The organism is Shinella kummerowiae (genome assembly GCF_009827055.1).
In the GTDB taxonomy this organism is placed as follows: Bacteria; Pseudomonadota; Alphaproteobacteria; order Rhizobiales; family Rhizobiaceae; genus Shinella; species Shinella kummerowiae.
The window spans coordinates 434,743-458,788 of sequence record NZ_WUMK01000006.1; the positions used below are offsets into that span (position 1 = coordinate 434,743).

General features: G+C 64.5%; 23 protein-coding genes and 1 pseudogene. 13 read left to right on the forward strand and 11 right to left on the reverse strand.

All coding sequences use genetic code 11. The annotated features are described in order from the left end of the window. Positions 1 to 28 precede the first annotated feature (28 nt). Genes GR138_RS18225 through GR138_RS18235 form a run of 3 tightly spaced genes read right to left on the reverse strand, consistent with a single transcriptional unit; the run spans position 29 to position 3,120 of the window. A complete protein-coding gene (locus GR138_RS18225; RefSeq protein ID WP_160860671.1) occupies positions 29 to 2,368 on the reverse strand; it encodes a putative monovalent cation/H+ antiporter subunit A in 2,340 nt (779 codons plus the stop codon). A 27-nt stretch (positions 2,369 to 2,395) separates the two neighbouring features. Continuing rightward, positions 2,396 to 2,791 (reverse strand): type II toxin-antitoxin system VapC family toxin, encoded by a 396-nt coding sequence (locus GR138_RS18230; RefSeq protein ID WP_202402703.1) that lies wholly within the window; start codon positions 2,789 to 2,791, stop codon positions 2,396 to 2,398. Further along, positions 2,788 to 3,120, reverse strand: a complete 333-nt coding sequence (locus GR138_RS18235) for a type II toxin-antitoxin system VapB family antitoxin (protein ID WP_246200551.1) — start codon at positions 3,118 to 3,120, stop codon at positions 2,788 to 2,790. Before GR138_RS18235 ends, GR138_RS18230 begins: the two co-directional genes overlap by 4 nt. 35 nt (positions 3,121 to 3,155) lie before the next feature. Here GR138_RS18235 and msrB point away from each other — a divergent pair, with 35 nt between their 5' ends. Next, positions 3,156 to 3,563 carry a peptide-methionine (R)-S-oxide reductase MsrB gene (msrB, locus tag GR138_RS18240; protein ID WP_160860672.1) on the forward strand — a complete coding sequence of 136 codons (408 nt, stop codon included), beginning with the start codon at positions 3,156 to 3,158 and terminating at the stop codon, positions 3,561 to 3,563. Here msrB and GR138_RS18245 read toward each other — a convergent pair whose 3' ends face one another. Next, positions 3,564 to 4,067, reverse strand: coding sequence for a GNAT family N-acetyltransferase (locus tag GR138_RS18245; RefSeq protein ID WP_160860673.1), 504 nt, complete (start codon positions 4,065 to 4,067; stop codon positions 3,564 to 3,566). It lies immediately after the preceding gene. Between the two features lie 128 nt (positions 4,068 to 4,195). On the opposite strand from GR138_RS18245, the gene GR138_RS18250 reads away from it, so the two are divergent. Continuing rightward, positions 4,196 to 4,696 (forward strand): hypothetical protein, encoded by a 501-nt coding sequence (locus GR138_RS18250; protein ID WP_160860674.1) that lies wholly within the window; start codon positions 4,196 to 4,198, stop codon positions 4,694 to 4,696. 9 nt (positions 4,697 to 4,705) lie between these two features. Here GR138_RS18250 and trhA read toward each other — a convergent pair whose 3' ends face one another. Next, the gene (gene trhA, locus GR138_RS18255) at positions 4,706 to 5,362 is read right to left on the reverse strand and encodes a PAQR family membrane homeostasis protein TrhA (RefSeq protein WP_160860675.1); all 657 of its coding nucleotides are present in this window, start codon (positions 5,360 to 5,362) and stop codon (positions 4,706 to 4,708) included. A gap of 107 nt (positions 5,363 to 5,469) precedes the next feature. After that, complete coding sequence (locus GR138_RS18260; RefSeq protein ID WP_160860676.1) at positions 5,470 to 5,793, reverse strand: TraR/DksA C4-type zinc finger protein; 324 nt, start codon at positions 5,791 to 5,793, stop codon at positions 5,470 to 5,472. A gap of 300 nt (positions 5,794 to 6,093) precedes the next feature. Here GR138_RS18260 and GR138_RS18265 point away from each other — a divergent pair, with 300 nt between their 5' ends. Both GR138_RS18265 and GR138_RS31045 read left to right on the forward strand, forming a co-directional pair. Next, positions 6,094 to 6,948: a VOC family protein gene (locus GR138_RS18265; RefSeq protein WP_246200566.1), complete on the forward strand. Its 855-nt coding sequence runs from the start codon at positions 6,094 to 6,096 to the stop codon at positions 6,946 to 6,948. Between the two features lie 31 nt (positions 6,949 to 6,979). Beyond that, positions 6,980 to 7,107: pseudogene (locus GR138_RS31045) on the forward strand (endonuclease domain-containing protein); the annotation flags it as partial. A gap of 5 nt (positions 7,108 to 7,112) precedes the next feature. Here the strand turns inward: GR138_RS31045 and GR138_RS18270 are convergent. Next, entirely contained in the window at positions 7,113 to 7,448 is a 336-nt protein-coding gene (locus GR138_RS18270; RefSeq protein ID WP_160860720.1) for a DUF930 domain-containing protein, read from the reverse strand. 238 nt (positions 7,449 to 7,686) lie between these two features. Here GR138_RS18270 and GR138_RS18275 point away from each other — a divergent pair, with 238 nt between their 5' ends. Together GR138_RS18275 and GR138_RS18280 are read left to right on the forward strand one after the other, a co-directional pair. Next, positions 7,687 to 8,814, forward strand: coding sequence for an AI-2E family transporter (locus GR138_RS18275; RefSeq protein ID WP_160860678.1), 1,128 nt, complete (start codon positions 7,687 to 7,689; stop codon positions 8,812 to 8,814). Positions 8,815 to 8,905: 91 nt separating this feature from the next. Then, on the forward strand, positions 8,906 to 10,999 hold the full coding sequence (locus GR138_RS18280) for a S9 family peptidase (RefSeq protein WP_160860679.1): 2,094 nt from the start codon (positions 8,906 to 8,908) through the stop codon (positions 10,997 to 10,999). 44 nt (positions 11,000 to 11,043) lie between these two features. On the opposite strand, the gene mazF is transcribed toward GR138_RS18280, so the two are convergent. The 3 genes from mazF to GR138_RS18295 all read right to left on the reverse strand — a co-directional run bounded on the left by mazF (position 11,044) and on the right by GR138_RS18295 (position 13,764). Beyond that, a complete protein-coding gene (gene mazF, locus GR138_RS18285) occupies positions 11,044 to 11,403 on the reverse strand; it encodes a type II toxin-antitoxin system toxin MazF (protein WP_160860680.1) in 360 nt (119 codons plus the stop codon). Beyond that, entirely contained in the window at positions 11,403 to 11,666 is a 264-nt protein-coding gene (gene mazE, locus GR138_RS18290) for a type II toxin-antitoxin system antitoxin MazE (protein WP_160860681.1), read from the reverse strand. Before mazE ends, mazF begins: the two co-directional genes overlap by 1 nt. A 70-nt stretch (positions 11,667 to 11,736) precedes the next feature. After that, a complete protein-coding gene (locus GR138_RS18295; RefSeq protein WP_160860682.1) occupies positions 11,737 to 13,764 on the reverse strand; it encodes a caspase family protein in 2,028 nt (675 codons plus the stop codon). Positions 13,765 to 13,988: 224 nt separating this feature from the next. Here GR138_RS18295 and GR138_RS18300 point away from each other — a divergent pair, with 224 nt between their 5' ends. The 7 genes from GR138_RS18300 (at position 13,989) to GR138_RS18330 (ending at position 23,070) form a co-directional block, all read left to right on the forward strand. Next, on the forward strand, positions 13,989 to 15,170 hold the full coding sequence (locus GR138_RS18300) for a GNAT family N-acetyltransferase (protein ID WP_160860683.1): 1,182 nt from the start codon (positions 13,989 to 13,991) through the stop codon (positions 15,168 to 15,170). 62 nt (positions 15,171 to 15,232) lie between these two features. After that, positions 15,233 to 16,741 (forward strand): protein adenylyltransferase SelO, encoded by a 1,509-nt coding sequence (locus GR138_RS18305; RefSeq protein WP_160860684.1) that lies wholly within the window; start codon positions 15,233 to 15,235, stop codon positions 16,739 to 16,741. Positions 16,742 to 16,862: 121 nt separating this feature from the next. After that, complete coding sequence (locus tag GR138_RS18310) at positions 16,863 to 19,196, forward strand: glucose/quinate/shikimate family membrane-bound PQQ-dependent dehydrogenase (protein ID WP_160860685.1); 2,334 nt, start codon at positions 16,863 to 16,865, stop codon at positions 19,194 to 19,196. A gap of 138 nt (positions 19,197 to 19,334) precedes the next feature. After that, complete coding sequence (locus tag GR138_RS18315) at positions 19,335 to 21,011, forward strand: ABC transporter ATP-binding protein (protein ID WP_160860686.1); 1,677 nt, start codon at positions 19,335 to 19,337, stop codon at positions 21,009 to 21,011. A 69-nt stretch (positions 21,012 to 21,080) separates the two neighbouring features. Beyond that, positions 21,081 to 21,533 (forward strand): hypothetical protein, encoded by a 453-nt coding sequence (locus GR138_RS18320; RefSeq protein WP_160860687.1) that lies wholly within the window; start codon positions 21,081 to 21,083, stop codon positions 21,531 to 21,533. A 425-nt stretch (positions 21,534 to 21,958) separates the two neighbouring features. Then, positions 21,959 to 22,459 carry a GNAT family N-acetyltransferase gene (locus GR138_RS18325; protein WP_160860688.1) on the forward strand — a complete coding sequence of 167 codons (501 nt, stop codon included), beginning with the start codon at positions 21,959 to 21,961 and terminating at the stop codon, positions 22,457 to 22,459. Positions 22,460 to 22,485: 26 nt separating this feature from the next. Then, positions 22,486 to 23,070 carry a DJ-1/PfpI family protein gene (locus GR138_RS18330; RefSeq protein ID WP_160860689.1) on the forward strand — a complete coding sequence of 195 codons (585 nt, stop codon included), beginning with the start codon at positions 22,486 to 22,488 and terminating at the stop codon, positions 23,068 to 23,070. Between the two features lie 79 nt (positions 23,071 to 23,149). Here the strand turns inward: GR138_RS18330 and GR138_RS18335 are convergent, their stop codons facing one another. After that, positions 23,150 to 24,046, reverse strand: coding sequence for a LysR family transcriptional regulator (locus GR138_RS18335; RefSeq protein WP_160860690.1), 897 nt, complete (start codon positions 24,044 to 24,046; stop codon positions 23,150 to 23,152).

Sequence of the window (24,046 nt, forward strand, 5' to 3'; positions counted from 1 at the left end):
AGAGGGGGGTGTTCGCAGGCACCAACCATCACGCCTCTCCCCCGGCCTTGCCGCCCTTGCGGATGCGGATGATCGAGAGGATGGCCAGCCCCGTCACCATGACGACGGCGATCTCGCCCAGCGTGTCCGTGCCGCGGAAATCGACGATGATGACGTTCACCACATTGGCGCCATGGGCGATCGTCTTGGAATAGAGGTTGAAGAAGTCGGTGAGCGCCGTGTCGAAGCGGCCCTGCGTGACGCGCAGCAGATAGAGCGCAAAGCCGAGGCCGCAGGCGATCGCGATCACCGCATCGGGGATTTTTTCACGCAGCGACCGGTGGTCGCGCGGCGTGAGCTTCAGCCGGGTCATGGCGAGCGCCAGGATGACGACTGACAACGTCTCGATCATGAACTGGGTGAAGGCAAGATCCGGCGCGCCGAACAGCAGGAAGAGCAAGGCGACGCAAAAACCCTGGATGCCGAGCGCGACGATGGCGGTCAGGCGATTGTTCGCCGCCAGCACCGCGCCGATGCCGAGCACAGCCAGCAGCATCACCGCCAGTTCATGGAACGGAATGTTGGCCGGCCAGACCGGTGCGCGCGGCCATTCGCCATAGACGGCCGGCGGCACGAGGAGCGCCAGCGCCACCACCGCGAAGGTCGCGGTCATGTAGACTTCCATGCGCCCCGGTTGCGTCAGGCGATTGACGGACACGGCGGCACGCACGAGCCCGCGCATGACCTGGTCGAACCCCCTGTCCGGCCCCCAGCCGATGTCCTCGACCAGCCGGTTCGCCGCGGCGCGCGCCTTGTCGAGCACCAGGAAGATGACGATGCCGAAGGCCACGGTCAGGGCGGACAGCAACAGCGCCGCGCCCACATGCGGGATCGCCGAAATGGTGACGGTCTGCGGCTTGCCGGCGATGGCGGAGGCGAGCGGCGAGGTCAAAAGGGCATGCGCCACGGCGGAGAAAATGCCGATCACCAGCCCCTTGACGGCAAGCAGCATCGGCCCGATCCACAGCAAGGCCGGGCCTTCATGCGGATGTTTCGGCGTTTCGACGCGCTTACCGAGAAACGGCTTCAGCGCCACGGCGAAAGCCACCGCAAACATCAGGCCGTTGCCAATGACGGCGGCGGCGGTAAAGGCGATGGCGCGCAGGCTGCCGCCGGCGAGCGCCACATAGATCTCCTCCTTTGCCAGGAAACCGAAGAAGGGCGGCAGACCGGCCATCGACAGCGCGGCCAGCAGCGCAGCGAGGAACGTGACCGGCATGGCGCCGCGCAGGCCGCCGAGCTTCGTGATGTCGCGCGTGCCCGTCTCGTGGTCGATCAGGCCGGCCACCATGAAGAGCGCACCCTTGAACAGCGAATGCGCCACGAGATAAAGCGCCGCAGCCGCCACCGCATATTCGGAGCCGAAACCGGTCAACATCACCAGCAAGCCGAGCGAGGCGACCGTCGTATAGGCGAGCATCAGCTTCAGGTCCGTCTGGCGGATGGCGAGCACGGCGCCGACGAGCAGCGTCAGTCCGCCGAAGGCCGGCAGGATGGTTTCCCAGGCGGGTGTGCCGCCCATCACCGGATTGAGCCGCATCAGCAGATAGACGCCGGCCTTCACCATGGTCGCCGAATGCAGGTAGGCGGAAACCGGCGTCGGCGCCTCCATGGCGTTCGGCAGCCAGAAATGAAACGGGAACTGCGCCGACTTGGTGAAGGCGCCGCCAAGGATGAGGAAGAGCAGCGGCAGATAGAACGGGCTCGCCCGCACCTCCGCGCCGAAGGACATCAGAAGCGAGAGCTGCGTCACGTCGGTGACGTTCCAGAGCAGCAGCAGGCCGGCGAGCAGGAACAACCCGCCGCCGCCCGTCACGATCAGCGCCTGGAGTGCCGCCCGGCGCGAGGCCTCGCGCGCATGGTCGAAGCCGATCAGCAGGAAGGAGGTGATCGAGGTCAGCTCCCAGAAGACGAAGAGCATCAGGAAACTGTCGGAGGCGACAAGCCCGAGCATCGAGCCCATGAACATCAGGATGAACGAGAAGAACCGCCCCTGGTGCCTGTGCCCTTTCAGGTAACCGCCGGCATAGAGCACGATCAGCGTGCCGATACCGGAGATCAACAGCAGGAAGGCGAGCGACAGGCCGTCGATCAGCCAGGAGAAGCTGACATTGTAGGACGGCACCCAGGCATAGCCGCCGGTGACGATTTCGCCGCGCGCGACTTCCGCGTTGAACCCGAGGAAGTGGAGGAAGACGGCGAGCGGAATGAGCGCCAGCGGCCAGGCAGCATTGTGACCGAGGAGCCGCGTGAGCGCCGGCGCGACCAGCGCACCGAGAAACGGCAGACAGAAGGCAAGGAAGGTCAGGCCCATCGTGTCTGGTGTCATTCCGTCTCCATTTGCATGATTTGATCGTCAGAGCGCTGTTTCTACGTCGGTATGACCAAAATCGCCACCCTTGAAGAGCAAGGGCGCGGCGTTTTCACGCGCCAAGGCATAGGAAAAACAGTCGCCGTAGTTGAGATGCGCGGCGTGGCCGGTGCCGCGCCCATAGCGCCGAAAGGCATCGAAGGCGATTTCCGCCTGCGCTGCGGTGACGGATTCTATCCGTATGTCAGCCCTGAGTATAAAGGCATCGAGTGCGTTGACGCCGGCGCCGCCATAGCGCGAGAACAAAACCATCTTCGTCTCGAGAAGCGTCGCCGCACTCAGCAAACGCGTTGCCGCCTGGTCGATCGCTTCGTTAAAGGCCCTGCGTTCCGGCTCGTCGGTCAGGATGGCGACCAGTGCGGACGTATCCAGAACGATCATCTTGGCAAACCACTTTCGTCATAACCGATAATTTCATCGGCCGTTCGGGCATCGAGCACTGGAAGGCTGGCGCAATCAAGAGCGATGCGGTCGAGCTGGTCGGCAAGGCGCAGTCCTTTCACGTGCCGGACCCGCGTCAGCCGTTCTTCGATAGACACCTTGACGGCGCGTGTCAGGCTCTCGCCCGTCACCTCTGCGAGTTCGCGTGCGAGCGCATGCGCCTCGTCATCCTTGATGTTCAACGGCATGAAATCCTCCTTCTTTAAAAAATGGAGGATAGGAGGATTGCATGAATTTTTCAAGCGCGCCCGACGATTGTCTTGCCGCATTTGTCATCCTATTTAAGGAACAACAGGAGGGCCCCATGAGCGACACCACGACATTGAAGGTCAACAAGACGAAGGAAGAGTGGCGACAGATCCTGACGCCGGAGCAGTTCCGCATCACGCGCGAGCACGGCACGGAGCGCGCCTTTTCCAGCCCCGACTTCGACCTGGCGAAGAAGGGCACCTATCGCTGCATCTGCTGCAACAGGCCGCTGTACCGATCGGAGGCGAAGTTCAATTCCGGCACCGGCTGGCCGAGCTTCTACGAGCCGATCGAACCCGGCGCGGTGACGGACCACTCGGACCATTCCTATGGCATGACGCGCACGGAAATCCGCTGCTCGGATTGCGATGCCCATCTCGGCCACGTCTTCCCCGACGGCCCGCCGCCGACGGGCCTGCGCTTCTGCATGAACGGCGTGGCGCTCAGCTTCGAGCCGGACTGATCAGCGCTTCGGCACCCTGAGTTCCATGCAGGCGAGGTCGAGCCAGCGGCCGAACTTGATGCCGACCTCGCTGAACCGCCCGACCATGCGGAAGCCGAGCTTTTCATGCAGCTTGATCGAGGCGACGTTTTCCGCCTCGATGCCGGCGATCATGACATGCACGCCGTTGAAGCTGGCCCGGTCGATGAGCGCCTTCATCAGGCGTTTTCCCGCGCCTGTGCCGCGCACATCGCCGCGCACATAGACGGAATGCTCGACCGTATGGCGGTAGCCGTCGAAGGGCCGCCAGTCGCCATAGGAGGCGTAGCCGATCACCTGCTTGCCGCGCACGGCCACAAGTACGGGAAAATCGCGCTCGCGGCGGGCGGCGAACCAGGCCTTGCGGTTGGCGAGGTCGACGACGTCCTCGTTCCAGATCGCCGTGGTGTTGGCGACGGCATCGTTGTAGATGTCCATGATGCCGGGAAGATCGCCCTCCGCGGCGTCGCGTATCGTAATGTCCATGGTTCCCCCCGGTTTTGCCTCATGCCATACAGGAGGAGCGGGAAAGCTGTCCAGCCCGCTCATAGGGCCGGCGATGAAACGCCCGGCTTTGTCCGTCCTGTCGTTGACGCATCCGCGAGTGGCCACCCATGCAACGTTTGTTCCTTCTGCTTCTCCTCATCCTCCCCGCCCCGGCTTTCGCGGCCGAATGGGAGCCCTATGCCAATGCCCGCTTCGGCTTTGCGGTGGACATCCCGCCCGGCTTTACGCTGGTGCGCGAAGCCGACAATGGCGACGGGCGGACCTATGGCAATGGCGGCGCCACGCTTGCCGTCTGGGCACATTATCTGACGGCCGGCGACTTCGCCGAAGAGGTTGCCGACCGGCGCGTGACCTACGGGCAGGAAGGCTGGGACCTGAGTTATGACCGGGAGACGACCGGCTGGGCCAGTCTTTCGGGCACGCGCGGCGACCGCATCCTCTACCACCGCATCATCGCGCTGTGCGGCGATGCCGTCGCCTCCTTCGTGCTGGACTATCCGCAATCGATGAAGGCCGAGATTTCGCCGTTCGTCGGCAAGCTGGTGAAATCGCTGCATCCCGCCGAAGGCTGCACGAATGCGCAGGGCGCGGCGCCGGCCGCGCAATAGCGGGATTACTCAGATGCCGGAAACGACGCTGGTGACGACCGCCGAGTAGTGCACGGCGGCGGCCGCCACCACGAAGCCGTGCCAGATGGCGTTCTGGAAGCGCAGCTTCTCCCAGACATGGAAGATGACGCCGACCGAATAGAGCAGGCCGCCGACCACGATCAGCGTCAGCGTCGCGGTGGACAGATGCGTCATCAGCGGGCCGAAGGCGAGCACGCCGCTCCAGCCCATGCCGAGATAGATGAGGATCGCCAGCCGGTCATAGCGGCCGGGGAAGAGGAATTTCAGCGCCACGCCCGCCGCCGCCATCAACCAGAGAAAGACCAGCATGCCGGCAAGGAACGGGTCCTCGATGCCGCGTTGCAGGAAGGGCGTGTAGGTACCGGCGATCAGGATGAAAATCGCCGAATGGTCGAAGCGGCGCAGGTGCCATTTCACATTGGAGACCGGCCAGAGATTGTAGGCGAAGGATGTGGCGAGCACGAGCACCAGGCCGATGCCGTAGACCCAGGCGGCCGCCAGTTGGCCGCTCGACGCCCAGACCGTCGCATAGAAAATCAGCGCGGTGACGCCGATCAGCGCCAGGACCAGGCCGACGCCATGCACGATGCCGTCGGCGATAATCTCGTACCGGTCATAATTCCACTTGATGCCCTTGATTTCCACCGCGACCGGCCCTGCATTTCATCTGCCGTGCATGGTGGCGTGTTTGCCGTGTGCGGGCAAGGGGATAGGCGCACCGCTGGGATCACGAAAGTTTGCCGTGTGTCATCTCACTGCTGCGCGATGCATTCCTCGCACAGCGCCGCATGGGGAACGGCGGCAAGGCGCGCGGGCGAAATCGGCCCGCCGCATTTGGCGCAGATGCCGAAGGTGCCGGCGGCGATCCGGTCGAGCGCGGCGTCGATGGCTTCGATTTCCTTGAGGCCGGTCGTGCCGAACTCCTCCAGCACTTCGTCGTTCTCCCGCTCGGTCGCGCGGTCGGCGCTGTCGCCGCTTTTCAAGGTGTCGAGGTCCGTCTCGATCCTCTGCAAACGGCTGTGGAGCTCGCGCCTGCGGCTGAGAAGAATGTCCTTGTAGTGCGCCACGTCCGTCACGATACCAGTCTCCTTTGCTTGCGATCGGCACCGAAATTGCCACCGCCGCCGTTCAACGGCATTGATCGGGGTCAAGTTCCAGACCAGCCATCGTCAACGCCGCATTGACAGTAAATCGCCGAAACACCACCTTTCGTGAACGAAGCGGCTCCGCCATATTGCCCCCAACAGAACGGTTTCCAGGGGAAACCGAAACGGGATGATACCATGACCGACTTCGACAGACGGACATTTCTCGGCGCTGCCGCCGCTGGCATCGCTGTCGCCAAGGCCGGCCCCACGCACGCGGAGACTGCCACCATGACCGAGACCCACGCCGTCGACATGCCAGCCTTCGTCGATCACTCGCATCTGACGGTGATCGACCTGCCGATGCTGTCGGCCTTCTACCAGCAGGTGATGGGCCTGACGGTGCTCGAGACGTCTGCCTCCGGCGAGACGCTCGGCGTTGCCGGCCGCCCGCTGCTGACGCTGACGACCGGCAGCAATGCCGCCCGCGCGCCGCGCAATGCGCCGGGCCTGTTCCACACCGCCTTCCTGGTGCCGAACCGCAAGGAGCTCGGCCGCTGGCTGGCGCATGCCGCGCACAACAACGTGCCGCTCACCGGCGCCTCCGACCACCTCGTCAGCGAGGCGATCTATCTCGACGATCCGGAAGGCAACGGAATCGAGATCTATCGCGACCGCGACCGGTCCGAATGGACCTATGTGCCCGACGGCACGGTGAAGATGGCGACGCACCGGCTCGACCTGCAGGCGCTTTACGATGAGGCGCCGAAGGACGGCTGGACCGGCCAGGAGAACGGCACCGTCATCGGCCACATCCACCTCCAGGTCTCCGACATCCCGGAGGCGAACGCCTTCTTCCACGACGTGCTCGGCCTCGACATCATGACGAGCTATCCGGGTGCCAGCTTCTTCGCCACCGGCAAGTACCACCACCATGTGGCGGCCAATGTGTGGAATTCGCGCGGCCAGCCGAAGCGGCAGGACGGCATGACCGGCCTTGCCGACTACACCATCCGCTTCAACGACCCGGCCAAGCTGGAGACCGCCCTCAAGCAGCTCGACACGCTTGCGATTGCGACGACCCGCTCAGGCGACACGGTCTCGCTCGTCGATCCGTGGGGTATCGGGTTGAAGCTGTCCGCTTGAGCGGGTTCCAACGCCGGCCAGTTCTGCGGCAGCCCCCTCATCCGGCCCTTCGGGCCACCTTCTCCCCGCGGGGGAGAAGGGGAAGGAGACGTCGCGGCATACCCCTTCTCCCCCATGGGGAGAAGGTGCCGGCAGGCGGATGAGGGGGTCGTCAATGCCCGTTCTTAGTCATACAAATAATGCGCCGCCCAGTCCTCGCGCGGGACCATGTCGCCGATCTTGTACTTGAAGGCATTGACCTCCAGCCGGTCGGCGCTCGCCTCGCATTTGTACGAAAGACGGTACCACTCGCCACCGCTGCGGAACACCGCGCCGCGGGTCTTGAAGGTCGTGCCCTCCAGCTTGGGATCGCCGAAGGCATAGGCGATCACCTTGTCGGGACGGAAGCCGCCCTTGCCGCCGCTGATCTTGTCCATCGCCTCCATGTCGCAGCGCTGCTCCAGCCGCTCCTCCGGCGTCAGCTTCTGAAGCTGGTTGCGGATGCGGGCATCGAGCGCCATTGCGGGGGATGCGACGAGTGGCGCGAGCGCCAGGGTGCAAAGGGCGGCTGTGAGCCCGGTTGCCTGCCGTTTCAACTATCGGCCTCCTCTTCGTGGCGTCATTGTCGACGTCTTAATTCGGGGTTGACGCGCAATATGTCGATTTGACGACAGGTGGCAACCCACCCAGGGTTTCAAGCGGCAGAGACGGAACTTCCATCCCCATCGCGCGTTCCTGCGCCGAACTGGGGAAAGCGCCATGCATGACTTGTCGGGGCAACCGGCCGAACGGAGGCTGCTGCGAAGCGGCCTCGATCTCGAAAAAGACCTTATCGAAGGCACGACGCGCCGCTACGGCCTCGATATCGCGGCTGCATGGGCGGCGATCGGCATCTTCACCATCATGGCCATGGGCGTCGTCTATCTGATGGCGCCGATCCTCATCCCGTTGTCGCTGGCCGTGGTCACCGGCCTGATCTTCGGCGTTGCCGCGGAAAAGCTGCATGACCTGGGCATCCCGCCGCTGCCGACGGCGCTGCTGCTGGCCGGCCTGTTCGGCCTCGGTGTCTTCTTCATCGCCGGCATGCTGGTCGAGCCGATCAGCCGGCTCGCCGCGGATGCGCCCGATCTGGTGCGCGGGGCCTATGATCGCATCACGCCGCTGTTTTCCCGTCTCGGCTGGCTGAACATCAATCCGGAGGCCTTCCAGGGCACGCAAATGTCGATGGAAAAGGTGCTGGAAAACACCGGCAGCATTCTCGGCATCCTGTCGGCCAGCCTCACCCCCGCCCTGTTGCAGGCGATGATTTTCTTCGCCGCCCTCGTGCTCTTCCTGTCGGCCCGGCTGAAGCTTCGCCAGATGCTCATCATGGCCTTTCCGCGCCGCAGCCAGCGGCTGACGACGATCCGTATCATGAATGCCGTTGACACGGCGCTCGGCTACTATTTCGCCACCGCGACGCTCGTCTACGGCTCGCTCGGCATCGTCACCGCCCTCATCGCCTGGGGTGGCGGGCTTGCCATGCCGGCGCTCTGGGGCCTCTTCGCCTTCCTTTCCAGCTTCGTGCCGTTCCTCGGCGTGACGCTGATGACGATCGCGCTGGCCACCGCCGGCCTGCTGACACACGAGACGATGGTCATGGGCCTGCTGCCGGCGCTCGCCTTCTTCCTCGTGCATCTCGCCATGGAAAACCTCGTCATGCCGGCGGTGATGGGCAAGCGGCTGGAGGTCAACGCCTTCATCATCTTCACCGCCATCATCTTCTGGACCTGGATGTGGGGTGCCGCCGGCGCGATGCTGGCGCTGCCGCTGTCGATCATCGGCATGACGATCGCCGACGAGCTGCGCCCCGCCAAACGCAAAGCCCGCCGCAGCCTGCCGGGGTGATTAAACGGCATCAAGCGGCAAAGCCGCTTGATGCGGCGGGCCGGGCTCTCTATCTCTTTGATCCCGCCTAGCGATTTGCCGGAGTAACACCTTGTCCGTCTTCAAAAACCTGCCCGCCGCCCCCGTCGCCACCAAGAAGCCAGTCTCAGACATCCGCCACGGCATCACCCGGACGGACGATTACGCCTGGTTCCGCGACGAGAACTGGCAGGCCATGTTCAAGGACCCTTCGATCCTCCAGCCGGACATCCGCGCGCATCTGGAGGCGGAAAATACCTATATGACCGCCGCGATGGCCGACACCGAGGCGTTGCAGAAGACGCTGTTTGCCGAGATGCGCGGCCGCATCAAGGAAGACGACAGCTCCGTTCCGATGAAGGACGGCCCGTTTGCCTATGGCACCGCCTATGTCACCGGCGGCGAGCAGCCGCGCTACTTCCGCGAACCCCGCGACGGCGGCGCGCGCACCATCCTGCTCGATGGCGACAAGGAAGCCGCCGGCAAGGACTATTTCCGTCTCGCCGGCATCGACCATTCGACGGACCATTCGGTCGGTATCTGGGGTTATGACGACAAGGGCTCGGAATATTTCACGCTGAAGGTGCGTGACCTCGCGACCGGGGAAGACCGCAGCGATACGCTCGTCAACACCGGCGGCGACGGTGTGTGGGCGCCGGATGCAAAGAGCTTCTTCTACACCGCGCTCGACGAGAACCACCGCCCGTCGAAGATCTTCCACCACATCCTCGGCGACCGCCAGGAAAACGACCGGCTGGTCTATGAGGAGAAGGATGCGGGTTTCTTCATGTCGGTCGGCGGCTCGCTGCTCGACGATGTCATCTATATCGACATCCACGACCACGAGACGAGCGAATACCGCCTGCTCTCGACCAGGGACCTGCTCGCCAACCCGGTCATCGTCACGCCGCGCCAGACCGGCCTCGAATATGCGATGACGGAAGGCGGCGACGTCTTCTACATCCTGACCAATGCCGACGGCGCCAAGGATTTCAAGATCATGCAGGCGCCGGTGACGGCGCCCGGCCGCGAGAACTGGACCGAAGTCGTGCCGCACCGTCCGGGCACGCTCGTCCTCAACCACATGGCGTTCGCTCGCCACCTCGTCTGGCTGGAGCGCCATGAGGGCCTGCCGCGCATCATCGTGCGCGATCGCAAGACGGGCGAGGAACACGCCATCGCCTTCGACGAGGAGGCCTATTCGCTCGGCCTTTCGGGGGCCGCCGAATACGACACGGACGTCATCCGCTTCTCCTATTCCTCGATGACCACGCCCTCGCAGCTCTTCGACTACGACATGGCGACACGCGAGCGTAGGCTCCTGAAGACGCAGGAAGTGCCCTCCGGCCACAATCCGGAGGACTACGTCACCCGCCGCGTCTTCGCGCCCGCCTGGGACGGCGAACAGGTGCCCGTCACCCTGCTCTACCGGAAAGATACGCCGCTCGACGGCTCCGCGCCCTGCCTGCTCTATGGCTACGGCGCCTACGGCATCACCATCCCGGCCTCGTTCAACACCAATTGCCTGTCGCTGGTCGACCGCGGCTTCGTCTATGCCATCGCCCATATCCGCGGCGGCAAGGACAAGGGTTTTGCCTGGTATGAAAACGGCAAGATGGACAGGAAGACCAATACGTTCAAGGACTTCATCGCGGCGGCCGACTATCTGAATCAAGAGAAGTTCACGTCCTACGCGAACATCGTCGCGGAGGGCGGATCGGCCGGCGGCATGCTGATGGGGGCGATCGCCAACATGGCGCCGGAAAAATTCGGCGGCATCATCGCCGCCGTGCCCTTCGTCGACGTGCTCAACACCATGCTGGACGACACGCTGCCTCTCACCCCGCCGGAATGGCCGGAATGGGGCAACCCGATCGACAGCAAGGATTTTTACCAGCTGATGGCCGCCTATTCGCCCTATGACAATGTCGAGGCGAAGCCCTATCCGGCGATCCTCGCGCTCTCCGGCCTCACCGACCCGCGCGTCACCTACTGGGAGCCGACCAAATGGGTGGCAAAGCTGCGCGAAAAGACAACGGGCAGCGAACCCATCCTGCTCAAGACCAATATGGGCGCCGGCCACGGCGGCGCATCGGGGCGCTTCCAGCGGCTGGAAGAGATCGCGTTCGAGTATGCGTTTGCGATCAAGGTGGCGGGGAAGATGTAGGCACAACCATTGCGGGAAGAGACTCCCCTTCCCGCGGCCCCGGCCTATGCGGGGTCGATCATGCTCACCACGCGTGCGGCGATCTCGTCCGTGGTGTAACTATCCAGTGTTTCGATGAAGCGGGCGGTTTTGTTTTTCACCCGCTCAACGATATCAAGACCTCGCAGCTGATTGCAAAGTGCAACGCCCGTCGTTCTGTGGCCCGAAATGTTGACGGCCAATCCGGCCTTGCGGGCAAACGCGCCTCCCGTGGTAATCGGCACGACAAGGCACATGCCGATCGCGTTGATCTCGCGCGGCGTGATCACGACGCAGCGGTGTTCGTCCTTCATCTCGTTACCCACCACCGGGTTCAGATCGACGATGAACACGTCACCCCGCTTCGGAACGTTGCTGCGAACCATCAGAACGTTTCGTTGCCGACGCGGTCACCGCCCTGCCAGGCAGCGGCCTGCTTGTTCAGGTCGGCCATCTCGTCGGCCCCTTCCAGAAGCTGCGCCAGCGTATATCGCTTTCGTGGTTGAGCGGGCGTTGCGATCAGCGACCCGTTGTCGACGCTCAGGGTCAATTCCGTTCCCACTTCCGCACCCAGCATCTTCAGCATCGCAGGCGGAACACTGAAGACAGTAGCGCCACCCTGACGACGAATTTTCACTGTATTGCTCATACGGAAATCTCCAAATATGTGCTACGAAAATAGCACATATTTTCCGCGTCACAAGAGCGTCTGACAGCGCCTACCGAAACGCCCCCACGCATTCCTGCAGATCGTCCAGCATCGCGCTCGAGCCCTTGAGGCTGGTGCTGATATCGCCGATGCGGATGTGGTTGCCGCGTTTCAGGGCATCGATCACCGAGCGGTCGCGGCCAAGATCGTAGGCGATTTCCTGGCCGCCATAGGCCTTGCCGTGGATATCGTAGCCCTGGCCGTCGTCGATCCAGTATTTCGCGTCGCTCGCATAATCGTCGCCGTAGTCGTAACCCTTGTCCTGGAAGCCGAAGGTCACGTGGCCGTCGTCGTACCAGCGGAAGGCGGCATAGCGATCGCCATCGCCGCGGCGGGTGGCGCGGCAGTTGAGGAAGCGGTCGCCGGAGAAGTCCGCGACGATATCCCAACCGCCGACCGAACGCGACGAGCGGTAGGGATCGGCATCCGAACCGTAGCCGTCATCATGGCTCGACGAAGCGGTGTCGGCGTAACCATCCGTCTTCGTCTCGTGGCTCGCGCTGTCGTTCGAAGCGTGCTCGTCGCTCGGGAAATCGCGCAGGGCATCGCGGTATTTATCGTAGAAGCCGAGGCGGCGCACGTCGACGAATTCGAACTCGTAATCCTCCAGCGAACGCCCGCTGTTGTCGCGGAAGCGCACGAGACCGCGGAAGCGCAGGCAGCCGTCGCCGCATTTGACCTCGTCGACATATTCGCGCGCATTGTCGTCCGGCGTCTTCACCGCGATGCCGAGGCCGTGGCGGCGCTCCTCGTTGATGGCGCGGAACATCAGCGACTGGGCGTAGCCGCGGCGATCCTCGTCGAAATAGTCGTAGATCGCGCGCTCCTCGCTGGGGCTGAGGTCGTCCTGGCTCGCGACATAGATGCGGCGCTCGGGAATGCTTGCCGAGGTGATGATGTTGCGCAGGCGCTCATGCGAATATTCGGTGGTGAAATAGGAAAGGTAGTCGCAGCTTTCCGGCGGATACCAGAAGCTGAAATCGACGAGCACGAGCTGGCCGTCCTTGTAGAGATCGGACAGGCGGCGGTCGCTCTTGCTGCCGCCGAAGGTCAGGCGACCGCAGGGATCGTGCCGGTCGTTGGCGATGCTGAGATAGGGCAGGTTGCCGGTATCCTCGTGGTCGCCCTCGAAACGCTTGCCGAGCAGGTCGATCTTGCGCTGCGCGATATAGGCGAAGATGCCCTCCGGATAGCGGCTGAGATAGCGGTCATAGGCCTCGCGGTTATCGGCGAGCGCGGCAAATTCGTAGAAGGCGATTTCCGCCGGGTCGACCTTGTCGTCCTTGGGGCTGAGCGCGAACTTGCCGTAGTCGGCATCGCTCTGCCAGGTTTCCTGCCGGCCCTTGCTGCGCTCCTTGACGATCTCGCCCACCTTGCGGAAGGCGTCCTCCAGCACGATGCCGGGAATGCTGATCGCGTCGACGAAGGCGGACGCGAAGGGGCTGACCGGCGTGCCCTCGTAATCGTAGGCCGTGCCGGGTGCCGACGCATAGGCATAGTGGATGCCCTCGGCGTTCTTCGGCTCGGCCAGGCCATCCGGGATGTCGCGCAGCGTGAGGAACGGGTTTTCATGGGCCGCGTCGAACAGCACGACCTTGAGGCCGGTGCCGAGCTTGCGCAGGGTTTCGGTCACTTCCGAAACGGCAAGCGAGCGGTTGCGCAAGCCGGTCAGCGTGCGGCCCGATGCGTCGGTCGGCAAGAGAAAATTGTCGCCGTCGATCTGCACGGCATAGCCGGAGAAATAGACGAAGAGCACCGGGTTCTCCGCCTTTTCCGCCACGCGGGTAAAATTGTTGAGCGCCGACAGCATGCCGAGATGGTCGACATCGGTGGCGCGCGTCACGGAGAAATCGACCCGCTCCAGCGCCTCGCCGACGAGGTCGATATCGTTCAGCGGGTTTTCCAGCGGTTCGGCATCCTCATATTCGGCATTGCCGATGAGGAGCGCATAACGTTCGGCGGCGAAGGCCGCGGGCGCTGCGAGGAAGAGAAGACAGGCGGCGAGCGCCCCGATCATCCGATGGACATTCCGCTGCACGATACCCTCCCAAGGAAACGATCGAGGCCCGCCGGCATGGCCGGCAACCGGAAATTCACGCACGCATTTCTGCTGAGAAAGGGACGGACGAAACCGCTCGCTTATTCAGAAGGTTATGAAATTCCATCTTCATCCACCCTGCAAGAGCCAAACGGGGACAAAAGCGGGAAAGGTTTTGTTCAGCCGGCGCTGCTAGCGTCACCGCGCAGGAAAACGGATGGGCAATGGCTATGGAGGGGACCGGCACGGCTGACGACGCCGCTGTGCAGCATCACGTGCTGCGCGATCGCTCCGCCATGCACGCCGTTGCAGCAGACTGGCGCGCGCTCGATGCCCGCGCCGCCGATCCGCTTGCCTATTTCCAGAGTTTCGACTGGTGCCAGCACTGGCTCGACGTCGTTGCGGATGCAGGCTGCCGGCCGGAAATCCATACGCTGCGGCAGGGCGGAAACTTGGTTGCGGTATGGCCGATGATGCTGTCCGGCCGCGTGGTGAAACGCCTCGAACCGCTCGGCTGGCCGCACAGCCAATATGCCAATCTCCTCATCGATCCGTCCTTCGACGGCCACGAGGCCACACGCCTGCTGCTGGCAGGCCTGGCACCCGAACGGCATGACGTCGTCCTTATCGAAAGCGTGCCGGCGGGCTCGGCGCTCGCCGCCCTGGTCGAGGGGACATCGCCCCTGCCCGGCCGTAGCAACACGGCCGCCATGCTGGACCTGTCCGCCTTCGCCACGTCGGACGATTATGCCGCAACGCTCAGCAAGACGCAGCGGCGCAACCGCAACCGGCGACGGAACGCGCTGGCGCGGCATGGCGCGCTCACCTTCGAGGTGCTTTTCCCCGACGATGCCGGCTTCGCGCAGGCCATCGCCACCTGTCTCGGCTTCAAGCGAACCTGGCTGCGCGAAACCAGCCGCTACAGCAGCGGCTTTGCCTTCGAAGGCTTCGACCGCTTCCTCGCCAGCCTGCCCGGCGAGCGGAACACGCTGTCCGGCGCCTGCCTGTCGGTGCTCAAGGCCGGTGACCGACTGGTGGCGGGCGAACTCGGCTTCCTGCACCACGGCCATTACTATGCCTATCTCGGCGCCTTCGACTGGGACCTGCGCGATCTCTCGCCCGGCAAGGTGCAGATGGACATGACCGTCTGCTGGCTGATCGAACAGGGCGTCAAGACCTATGACCTGCTTGGCCACCCCGCCGACTACAAGGAAAGCTGGAGCAACCGCACGCTCGGCCTCGAGACCTATGCGCTGCCGGCCACGCTTGCCGGGCGCGCCTATTCCGGGCTCTGGACGGCGCGGATTCGCCCCGGCCTCAAGCACATCTACGAACGCCTGCCCCACCAGCTGCGCCGCCTCGCCCGGTTCGGCCAGAGTTTTGCGCTTTTCCTGATGATCGCCTGAAGCGCCTTTCGTTTGCCGGCCCGAGACCCTATCTTTAGGGCACAGAGCAAGGACGAACGATCATGAGCAGCGCGACGACGGCAGCAGCGGGTAATGCCCGCACCATCCCCTTCGACAACAGCTATGCGCGGCTGCCCGATATTTTCTTCGCGGCCGTCGACCCGACACCGGTGGAGGCGCCGCGGCTGATCGCCTTCAACCGGGCACTCGCCGAAGAGCTTGGCCTCGATGCCGACATGCTGGAGCGGCATGGCGCCGGCTATTTCTCCGGCAACGTCGCGCTGCCCGGCTCGCTGCCGCTCGCCATGGCCTATGCCGGCCACCAGTTCGGCCGGTTCGTGCCGCGGCTCGGTGACGGCCGTGCCATCCTGCTCGGCGAAGTGATCGACCGCAACGGCAAGCGCCGCGACATCCAGTTGAAGGGCGCCGGCCAGACGCCCTATTCGCGGCGCGGCGACGGGCGCGCGGCGCTCGGGCCGGTGCTGCGCGAATATATCATCAGCGAAGCGATGCACGCGCTCGGCATCCCGACCACGCGGGCGTTGGCCGCCGTCACCACCGGCCAGCCGGTCTACCGCGACCGGGTGCTGCCCGGCGCCGTCTTCACCCGCGTTGCCGCCAGCCACATCCGCGTCGGCACCTTTCAGTTCTTTGCCGCGCGCGGGGAGACCGACAATGTGCGCGTGCTGGCCGATCACGTCATCGAGCGGCACTATCCCGAATTGAAAGGCATCGAAAGCCCCTATCTCGCACTGCTCGACGCCGTCGCCGACCGGCAGGCCGCGCTGATCGCCCGATGGCTCGGCGTCGGTTTCATCCATGGCGTGATGAACACCGACAACATGACGATTTCCGGCGAGACGATCGACTTCGGCCCCTGCGCCTTCATGGATCACTACGACCCGCGCACCGTCTTTTCCTCGATCGACCAGAACGGCCGCTACGCCTTCGGCAACCAGCCGATGATCGGTCAGTGGAACATCGCCCGGCTTGCCGAGGCGATGCTTGCCATTCTCGACGAGGACCAGGACAAGGCGGTTGAGGCTGTGAACGCTGCCGTCGGCCGCTTCATGGAGCGCTTCCAGGACCACTGGAAGGCCGCCGTCCGCGCCAAGCTCGGCCTCGGCGACGACGAGCAGGAGATTGACCAGTCGCTAATCCGCGACCTGCTGGTGACGCTCTACGAGCAGAAGGCGGACTATACGCTTGCCTTCCGGCGTCTCGCGGATTCGGCCGAAAGCAGCGAGGCGGATGCAGCACTGGGCAGGCTCCTCGAAGATCCGGATGCCCTCACACCCTGGCTTTCCGCCTGGCGCGAGCGGCTGGCGCGAGACGCCACGCCGCCACGGGACCGCGCGGCGGCAATGCGGCGCGTCAATCCGGCCTTCATACCGCGCAACCACAAGGTCGAAGAGGCTTTGACGGAAGCCATCGACCACGACGATTTCTCGCTGTTTGCGGCGCTGAACGACGTGCTGTCAAAGCCTTACGAGGACCAGCCGGCGTTCGCCGCCTATGCCGAGCCGCCCAGACCCGGCGAGGAAATCACCGCGACATTTTGCGGGACCTGAACCAACTTCAGGCATTGAAGCGTCACGTTTTCGCCCTAATTTCTCCAGCGTCCCTCCTTGAGCCGGACGTCATGCCGGCCCCTCTCCTCCCATCGGGCCGGCATCGCAAACGGAGACCATCATGTTGTTATCCCTTACCGCCACCCTCACCGCCATCATCGGATTGGTGCTGACGGGCGGAGGCGGCTGGCTGCTGTCGCTCGGCGGCAGCCCCTATTATCTCGTCACGGGCCTTGCCTTCCTCGTCACGGCCATCCTGCTGTTTCGCCGTTCCGCAGCGGCGATCTGGCTCTATGCCCTCATCATTCTCGGCTCGCTCGGCTGGGCGGTCTACGAGGTCGGCTTCGACTGGTGGCAGCTCGGGCCGCGCGGCGGCATCATCGTGCTGCTGGGCCTGTGGCTGATGCTGCCCGCCATCCGCCGCCCGCTCGGCTTTGCGAGCCCGACCGGCACGCCCTATCCGGCGTCGGCACTACCGCTCGCCATCGCCGTCGTGGTCGCCATCGGCGTCGCCGGCTATTCGCTGACGCAGGACCCGAATGACGTGGCCGGCACCCTGCCGACCGACATCGTCAACGCGACACCGGCTCTGGGCGGCAACGTGCCCGCCGGCGAATGGCACCAGTACGGCCGCACGCCATACGGCCAGCGCTACTCGCCGCTCGACCAGATCAACACGGACAATGTTTCGACGCTGAAGGTCGCGTGGCAGTACCAGACCGGCGACGTGAAGCTGCCCGGTGACGTGGGCGAGACCACCTATCAGGTGACACCGCTGAAGATTGCCGACACGCTCTACATGTGCACGCCGCACAACTGGGCAATCGCGGTCGATGCGGCGACCGGCAAGGAGAAGTGGAAATACGATTCCAACTCCGGCATGAACCCGGATCGCCAGCACCAGACCTGCCGCGGCGTGACCTATTATGCCGATCCGGCCGCGACATCCGGCACGACCTGCGCCACCCGCGTCTACCTGCCGACCTCCGACGCCCGCCTGATCGCGCTCGACGCGGCAACCGGCGACGTCTGCACGACCTTTGCGGACAACGGCGTGCTGCACCTCGAAAAGGGCATGCCGTACAACCCGGCCGGCTACTACTATTCCACCTCGCCGCCCGTCATAACCGACGGCAAGATCATCATCGGCGGGGCGGTCAACGACAACTATTCGACGAAGGAGCAGTCGGGCGTCATCCGCGCCTTCGACGTCAATTCCGGTGCCCTCGTGTGGAACTGGGATTCCGGCAATCCCGATGTCACCACGCCGCTGCCGGAAGGCCAGGTCTATACGGTCAATTCGCCGAACTCCTGGTCGGTGTTCAGCTATGACGATGCACTCGGCCTCGTCTATGTGCCGCTTGGCAACCAGGTGCCGGACCAGCTCGGCATGGGCCGCAGCGAGCATGTCGAAAAATACTCGTCGTCCATCGCCGCACTCGACATCAAGACCGGTGCCGTGCGCTGGGTGCGCCAGACCGTGCACCATGACCTTTGGGACATGGACGTACCGGCCCAGCCGGCGCTGATCGACATAACGAAGGACGGCGCCACCATCCCCGCCCTCGTCGGCCCGACCAAGCAGGGCGACATCTACGTGCTCGACCGGCGCACCGGCGAGCCGATCATCGAGGTCAAGGAAGTGCCGGCCCCCACCGGCGCGATCCCCGAAGACTTCACCGCGCCGACCCAGCCCCTTTCCGGGCTGTCCTTCTCGCCGCCGCCGCTGACCGAGAAGGACATGTGGGGCGTCACCATGTTCGACCAGCTCGCCTGCCGCATCGACTTCCTGTCGCTGAAATACGAGGGTCGCTACACGCCGCCGTCGCTTCAAGGCACGATCGTCTATCCCGGCAATTTCGGCACCTTCAACTGGGGCTCGGTCGCGGTCGATCCGGAGCGGCAGGTGATGTTCGGCATGCCGACCTACCTCGCCTTCACCTCCCGCCTCGTGCCGCGTGACCAGATCCCGGCGAAGGGCCAGGACGAGAAGGGCTCCGAACAGGGCCTCAACCGCAATGACGGTGCGCCCTACGGCGTCTTCATGGGGCCGTTCCTCGGGCCGCTCGGCATTCCCTGCCAGGCGCCGCCATGGGGTTATGTCGCGGGTGCCAACCTTGCGACGGGCGACATCGCCTACAAGCACAAGAACGGCACGGTCATGGACATGACGCCGCTGCCGCTGCCCTTCAAGGTCGGCGTGCCCGGCATCGGCGGGCCGATCATCACCAAGGGCGGCGTCGCCTTCCTGGGTGCGGCAGTCGACAACTACATCCGCGCCTATGACGTGACGAGCGGCCGCCAGCTCTGGGAAGGCCGCCTGCCCGCCGGCGGACAGGCAACGCCGATGACTTACACGGCGGGCGACAAGCAGTACGTGCTGATCGTCGCCGGCGGCCACGGCTCCGTCGGCACCAAGCCCGGCGACTACGTCATCGCCTACACGCTGCCGTAACACCGACGCCGGCGCGGGATATGTCCCGCGCCGGCGCTTCATGCGACCTGCCCGACCTGCGGGCGGGTTAGCGGCTTGCCTCGCCGCGCGGCCGATCCCATTATGCCGTCTCTCCAGTTCCTCCCCGGGAGATTCGCCATGACGGAAGACTGGCGGCTGATCGCCGCGCCGGTGAAGCATATTCTTGCCGACTACTGGCGTGCCTCGCGCGGCTTGCTCGCCCTGGTGGCGACGATCGTTTTCCTGTCCGCGATCGCCTCCGTGGCGGCCCCTTACCTCTTCTCGCGCCTCATCGATCAATTGACCGCCGACCGTTTCGCCGAAACGCTGGCGACCGGCTTCATCGTCTATGCCCTCCTCATCGGCGCGGCAGCCGCACTTCAGCATATGGTGCAGTACCTCTCCTACATGAGCGCGGAGAACCTGAGCTTCATTGCCGGCACCAGCCTGTTTGCCCGGCTGCTGAAGAAGCGCGCCGCGTTCTTCGTCGAGCACAACCCGGCCGAGATCGAAAGCGCCGGCCAACGTGGACAGGGCGCGCTGATGACGCTCGTGCAACTTGCGCTCATCGTCTTCATTCCCGGCACGACGCAGATCGCGCTGGCGCTCGGCATGCTGGGTGCGACGATCAATCTCGAGGTCGTGCTGATCGTGCTCGCCTATGGCTGCGGCTTCATCGCGCTGACCGCCGTCGCCAACCACCGCACACGCCGCTTTCTCGACGCCGCCATCGCCGCCGGCCAGGAGAACGCCAAATTCGTTGGCAACGCCATGACCGCCATGGAGACGCTGCGCCATTTCGGCAGCCACGGCTGGATGCAGGCGCGGTTTGCCGAAAAGGCGGGTGAGGAGCGCGACAACTGGGCCGCCTTCTGCCGCCGCCGCATCGGCTATTCCTCGGTAATGGGTGCGGGGCTCGCCTTTCAGTTCGCCGTTACCTTCCTGCTCCTCCTGCCGCGCTACCGGGCCGGCGACCTCAGCGTCGGCGACGTCGTGCTGTTCAACACCTTGATCCTGCAATTGAACCAACCCTTTGAAATGATTGGCCATGCGCTGGACGACGTGGTGCGCGCCCGCGCCTCGCTGCTGCCGCTCGCGCGCATCTGGGCGGCTCCCGAAGAGCCGGACGGCGCGACCAGCGGCAGGTTCGCCCCCGCGGCGGGCCGGCTTGCCTTCGAGGGCGTCTCCTATGTCCACGAAAACGGCCGTGGCGTGAGCGATGTGAGCTTCACCGCCGCGCGCGGGCGCATCACCTATCTGGTCGGCGAAACCGGCTCCGGCAAATCGACGCTGCTGCGGCTGGCGCTGAAATCGAATGCGCCCGCTTGCGGCCGGATCAGCGTGGATGGCGTCGATCTCGACACCGTCTCGCAGCAGGACTGGTACGGCGCCGTCGGCATCGTGCCGCAGGAGGCGGTGCTGCTCAACGACACGCTTGCCGTCAACATCGCGCTCGGCCGCGCGCTGGATCCCGAACGGTTGTGGCGGGCCGCCGAGAAGGCTGCGATCCGTCCCTTCATCGATGGGCTCCCGGAGGGGTTCGAGACGAAGGTGGGCGAACGCGGCATGAAGCTTTCGGGCGGGGAACGACAGCGCATCGCGATTGCCCGCGCGCTTTATGCCGATCCGCAATTCCTCTTCCTCGACGAGGCCAGTTCGGCGCTGGACGAAGCCACCGAGGCGGAAATCATGCAGCATATTCGCGGCCTTGCCGGCGACGTGACGATCCTTGCCGTCACCCATCGTACCAGCGTCATCGCGCCCGCCGATCACGTCGTTCGCCTCGGGTCCGGCCGCGTCGAAAGCGATGCCTAGGCTGCGGCAAGTCTCGCAAAAGCTGCATGCCCTAAAAATTCCCTCAAAGTCATTTGAGGGAGCCTTTTCATGAAGATCGACGGCAGCATGCTTCCCACCTATACGCTCGGCAAACCGCGCCCGACGAGCGACGACAGCCTCTACAGCAGCGGTGGCGGCGGCAATTCGGGCGCCCGCAACATCCCCACCGTCGCGCCGACGAGCGGCATGCCCTCCGGCCTTGCCAATGCGCTGTGGATGACGAATGCGAAGCTGGAAAAGGCGCAGGAGGAAAGCGACAGCCTGCTTGCCGAATTCATGGAGCTTTCCAAGATGACGCCGGTCGAGCGCCTGCGCAAGGAACTGCTCGACGGTATGGGATTGGACGAGGAAAGCCTCGCCGCGCTGCCGCCGGAAGAACGCTCGGCCATCGAGGAAGAGATCCGCCGCGCCATCAAGGAGCAGCTCGGCGTCGACCAGACACAGCAGGCAGGCACGGCGGAAGGGCAAACCGTCGCCGGCACGACGGAGGCGGAGGCGTAACGGCCTTCGCTTCCATCGCTCTTTCCTTCTGAGACAGCGCAACCTCCTGTGGACTTTGAAGGGTGCCTCCTGCCCCTTCTCCGCAGCCGGGGGGATGGCCGCGGCAGAGGGACGAGGGGCGCGCAGACGGTCAGCGTCGAGCAATCCCCCTCATCCGGCCCTTCGGGCCACCTTCTCCCCGTGGGGGAGAAGGGGAAAGCGGCGGCGGTGTGCCATGGCAATCACCCTCCCCTTCGAGCAAAAAACCCGATTGACAAACGTCGCGATTTCGAGAATATCGCGACCATGATCAAGAGCACGCACATCGCCGCAACGTATTTTTGGCTGTTCCGATAGGAGCGGCTGTTTGATCATGTCAACAAGCCGCCATCAGGCGGCTTTGTTGTTTTAGGGCACCTGATGGCAGAAAATCCAAGGAGCCCGAAATGCACAATACCGTCATCAAGCTTGAACCGCCGGCTCTCGATCGCCCGCCGATGCTGACCATCCGCGCCGCGCGTCCGGGCGACCTGCAGCAGATCCTCGACATGATCGCGCTGCTGGCCGAATGCCATGGCGACACCGCGAAAATCGCCGCCGTCGATCTCGACCGCGACCTGTTCGGCGCCAACCCCTGGATCACCGCGCTCGTTGCCGAAGCCAACGGCCGGCTGATCGGCTACGCCCTGCTCGTGCCGACCTACCGGGCAACGGAAGGCCTGCGCGGCATGGACCTGCACCACCTGTTCGTGCGCGCCGACCACCGCGCCCACGGCATCGGCCGCCACCTCGTTTCCCGCGCCCGTGAACATGCCCGCATCGCCGGCTGCGGCTACCTGACCGTCAGCGCGGCAACCGGCAATTTCGGCGCCCACCGCTTCTACGAACAGATGAATTTCCGCGCTGGTCCGGTCACCGGCATGCGCTATGTCAACGCCCTGGGCTGAGCACCAAAGCGCGAGAGGACACCGACATGACGAAGCGACTGGCCATCGTGCTCACCGAGGGGTACGCCGACTGGGAATGCGGGCTGCTGATGGCGACCGCGCGCCACGAATGCGGCGCGCAGACCGTGGTGCTGACACCGGGCGGCAAGGACGTCACCTCGCTCGGCGGCGTCTCCATCAGGTCCGCCGGCAAGGCGGAGGATGCCGCTCCCGCCGATTACGACGTGCTGGTGCTCTGCGGCGGCACGATCTGGCAATCCGATGACGTGCCCGACCTTTCGGCTCCGGTCGGGCGCTTCATCGCGGCCGGCAAACCGGTCGCCGGCATCTGCGACGCCACGCTGGCGCTCGGCCGCCTCGGCCTGCTCGATACCCGCGCCCATACCGGCAACTATGCCAGCCAGCTCCGCGAGGTCGTACCCACCTATCGCGGCGCCCCCCTCTACCGCGACCAGCCGCACGCCGTCAGCGACCAGGGCGTGATCACCGCGTCAGGTGCGGCACCGGTGTCGTTTGCGCGGGAAATATTGGAAGCGATCGGGTTGGGTTCAGCGGAGCTTTTCGATTATCTCGGCCTATATGGTGACGAGCATCGCAAAGTGGGTGGTTGAGGACAGCGCAAGCGACGGGTCTAGCGTACAAATGGTCCGCTCGCGCCAAAAGTGGCCATGACGCGGGGAGAAACGGTCGTCACGCCTGGCCCGCAACGAGTTTCACCAGATCGATGAAGGCGCGCATGCCGGCCGACAGATTCCGGCGGCTGGGATAGTAGAGACACATGCCGTCGAAATCTTGCAGCCAATCCTCAAGACTGGCGATGAGCCTGCCCTCGGCAATGTGGTCGCGGACATCCTGCTTGAAGGCGTAAGCGACACCGATGCCCTCCAGCGCGGCCTGCACCATGAGGCGCGGCTCGTTGAGCGACAGCCGCCCGGGCACGTCGAGAACGATCTCTTCACCGCGTCGATCGAATTCCCAACGCAGGAGCTTGCCGCTTGGCATGCGATAGCGGATGCAATCATGGGAAAACAGGTCAGCTGGCACCTTCGGCAAACTACGCTCAGCGAAGTAAGCTGGCGAGGCGACCACGGCAAAACCCATTCGCTGTCCGAATGGCACCGCGACCATGTCCTGCGGCACAGCCTCGCGCAGCCTGACACCGAGGTCGAAACCCTCCTCGACGATATCGACCATACGGCCATCTGCGATGAGATCGACGCTCATGTCCGGATATCGGCTCAGGAAGCTGGCAATGTAGGGCGAGAGCAGCGTCCGGGCAGCGCCTTCGCTGGCATTGATGCGCAAGGTGCCGCTCGGAGTGTCACGCATTGCGTCGACCTCATCGAGGGCATCGGAGAGTGCACGCATGACCGGGCGCAATCGGGCCAACAGGCTCTCTCCGGCCTGCGACAGCGCAACGCTGCGCGTGGTGCGATTGAGTAGCCGCACACCGAGCTTTTCTTCCAGGACCCGCATCGTGTGACTGATGCCCGACGGCGTCATATCAAGTTCAACCGCCGCCTTGCGGAAGCTCAGATGCGCCGCAACGGCCATGAAGACATTGAGTTCGCTGACATTGGCGCGCAT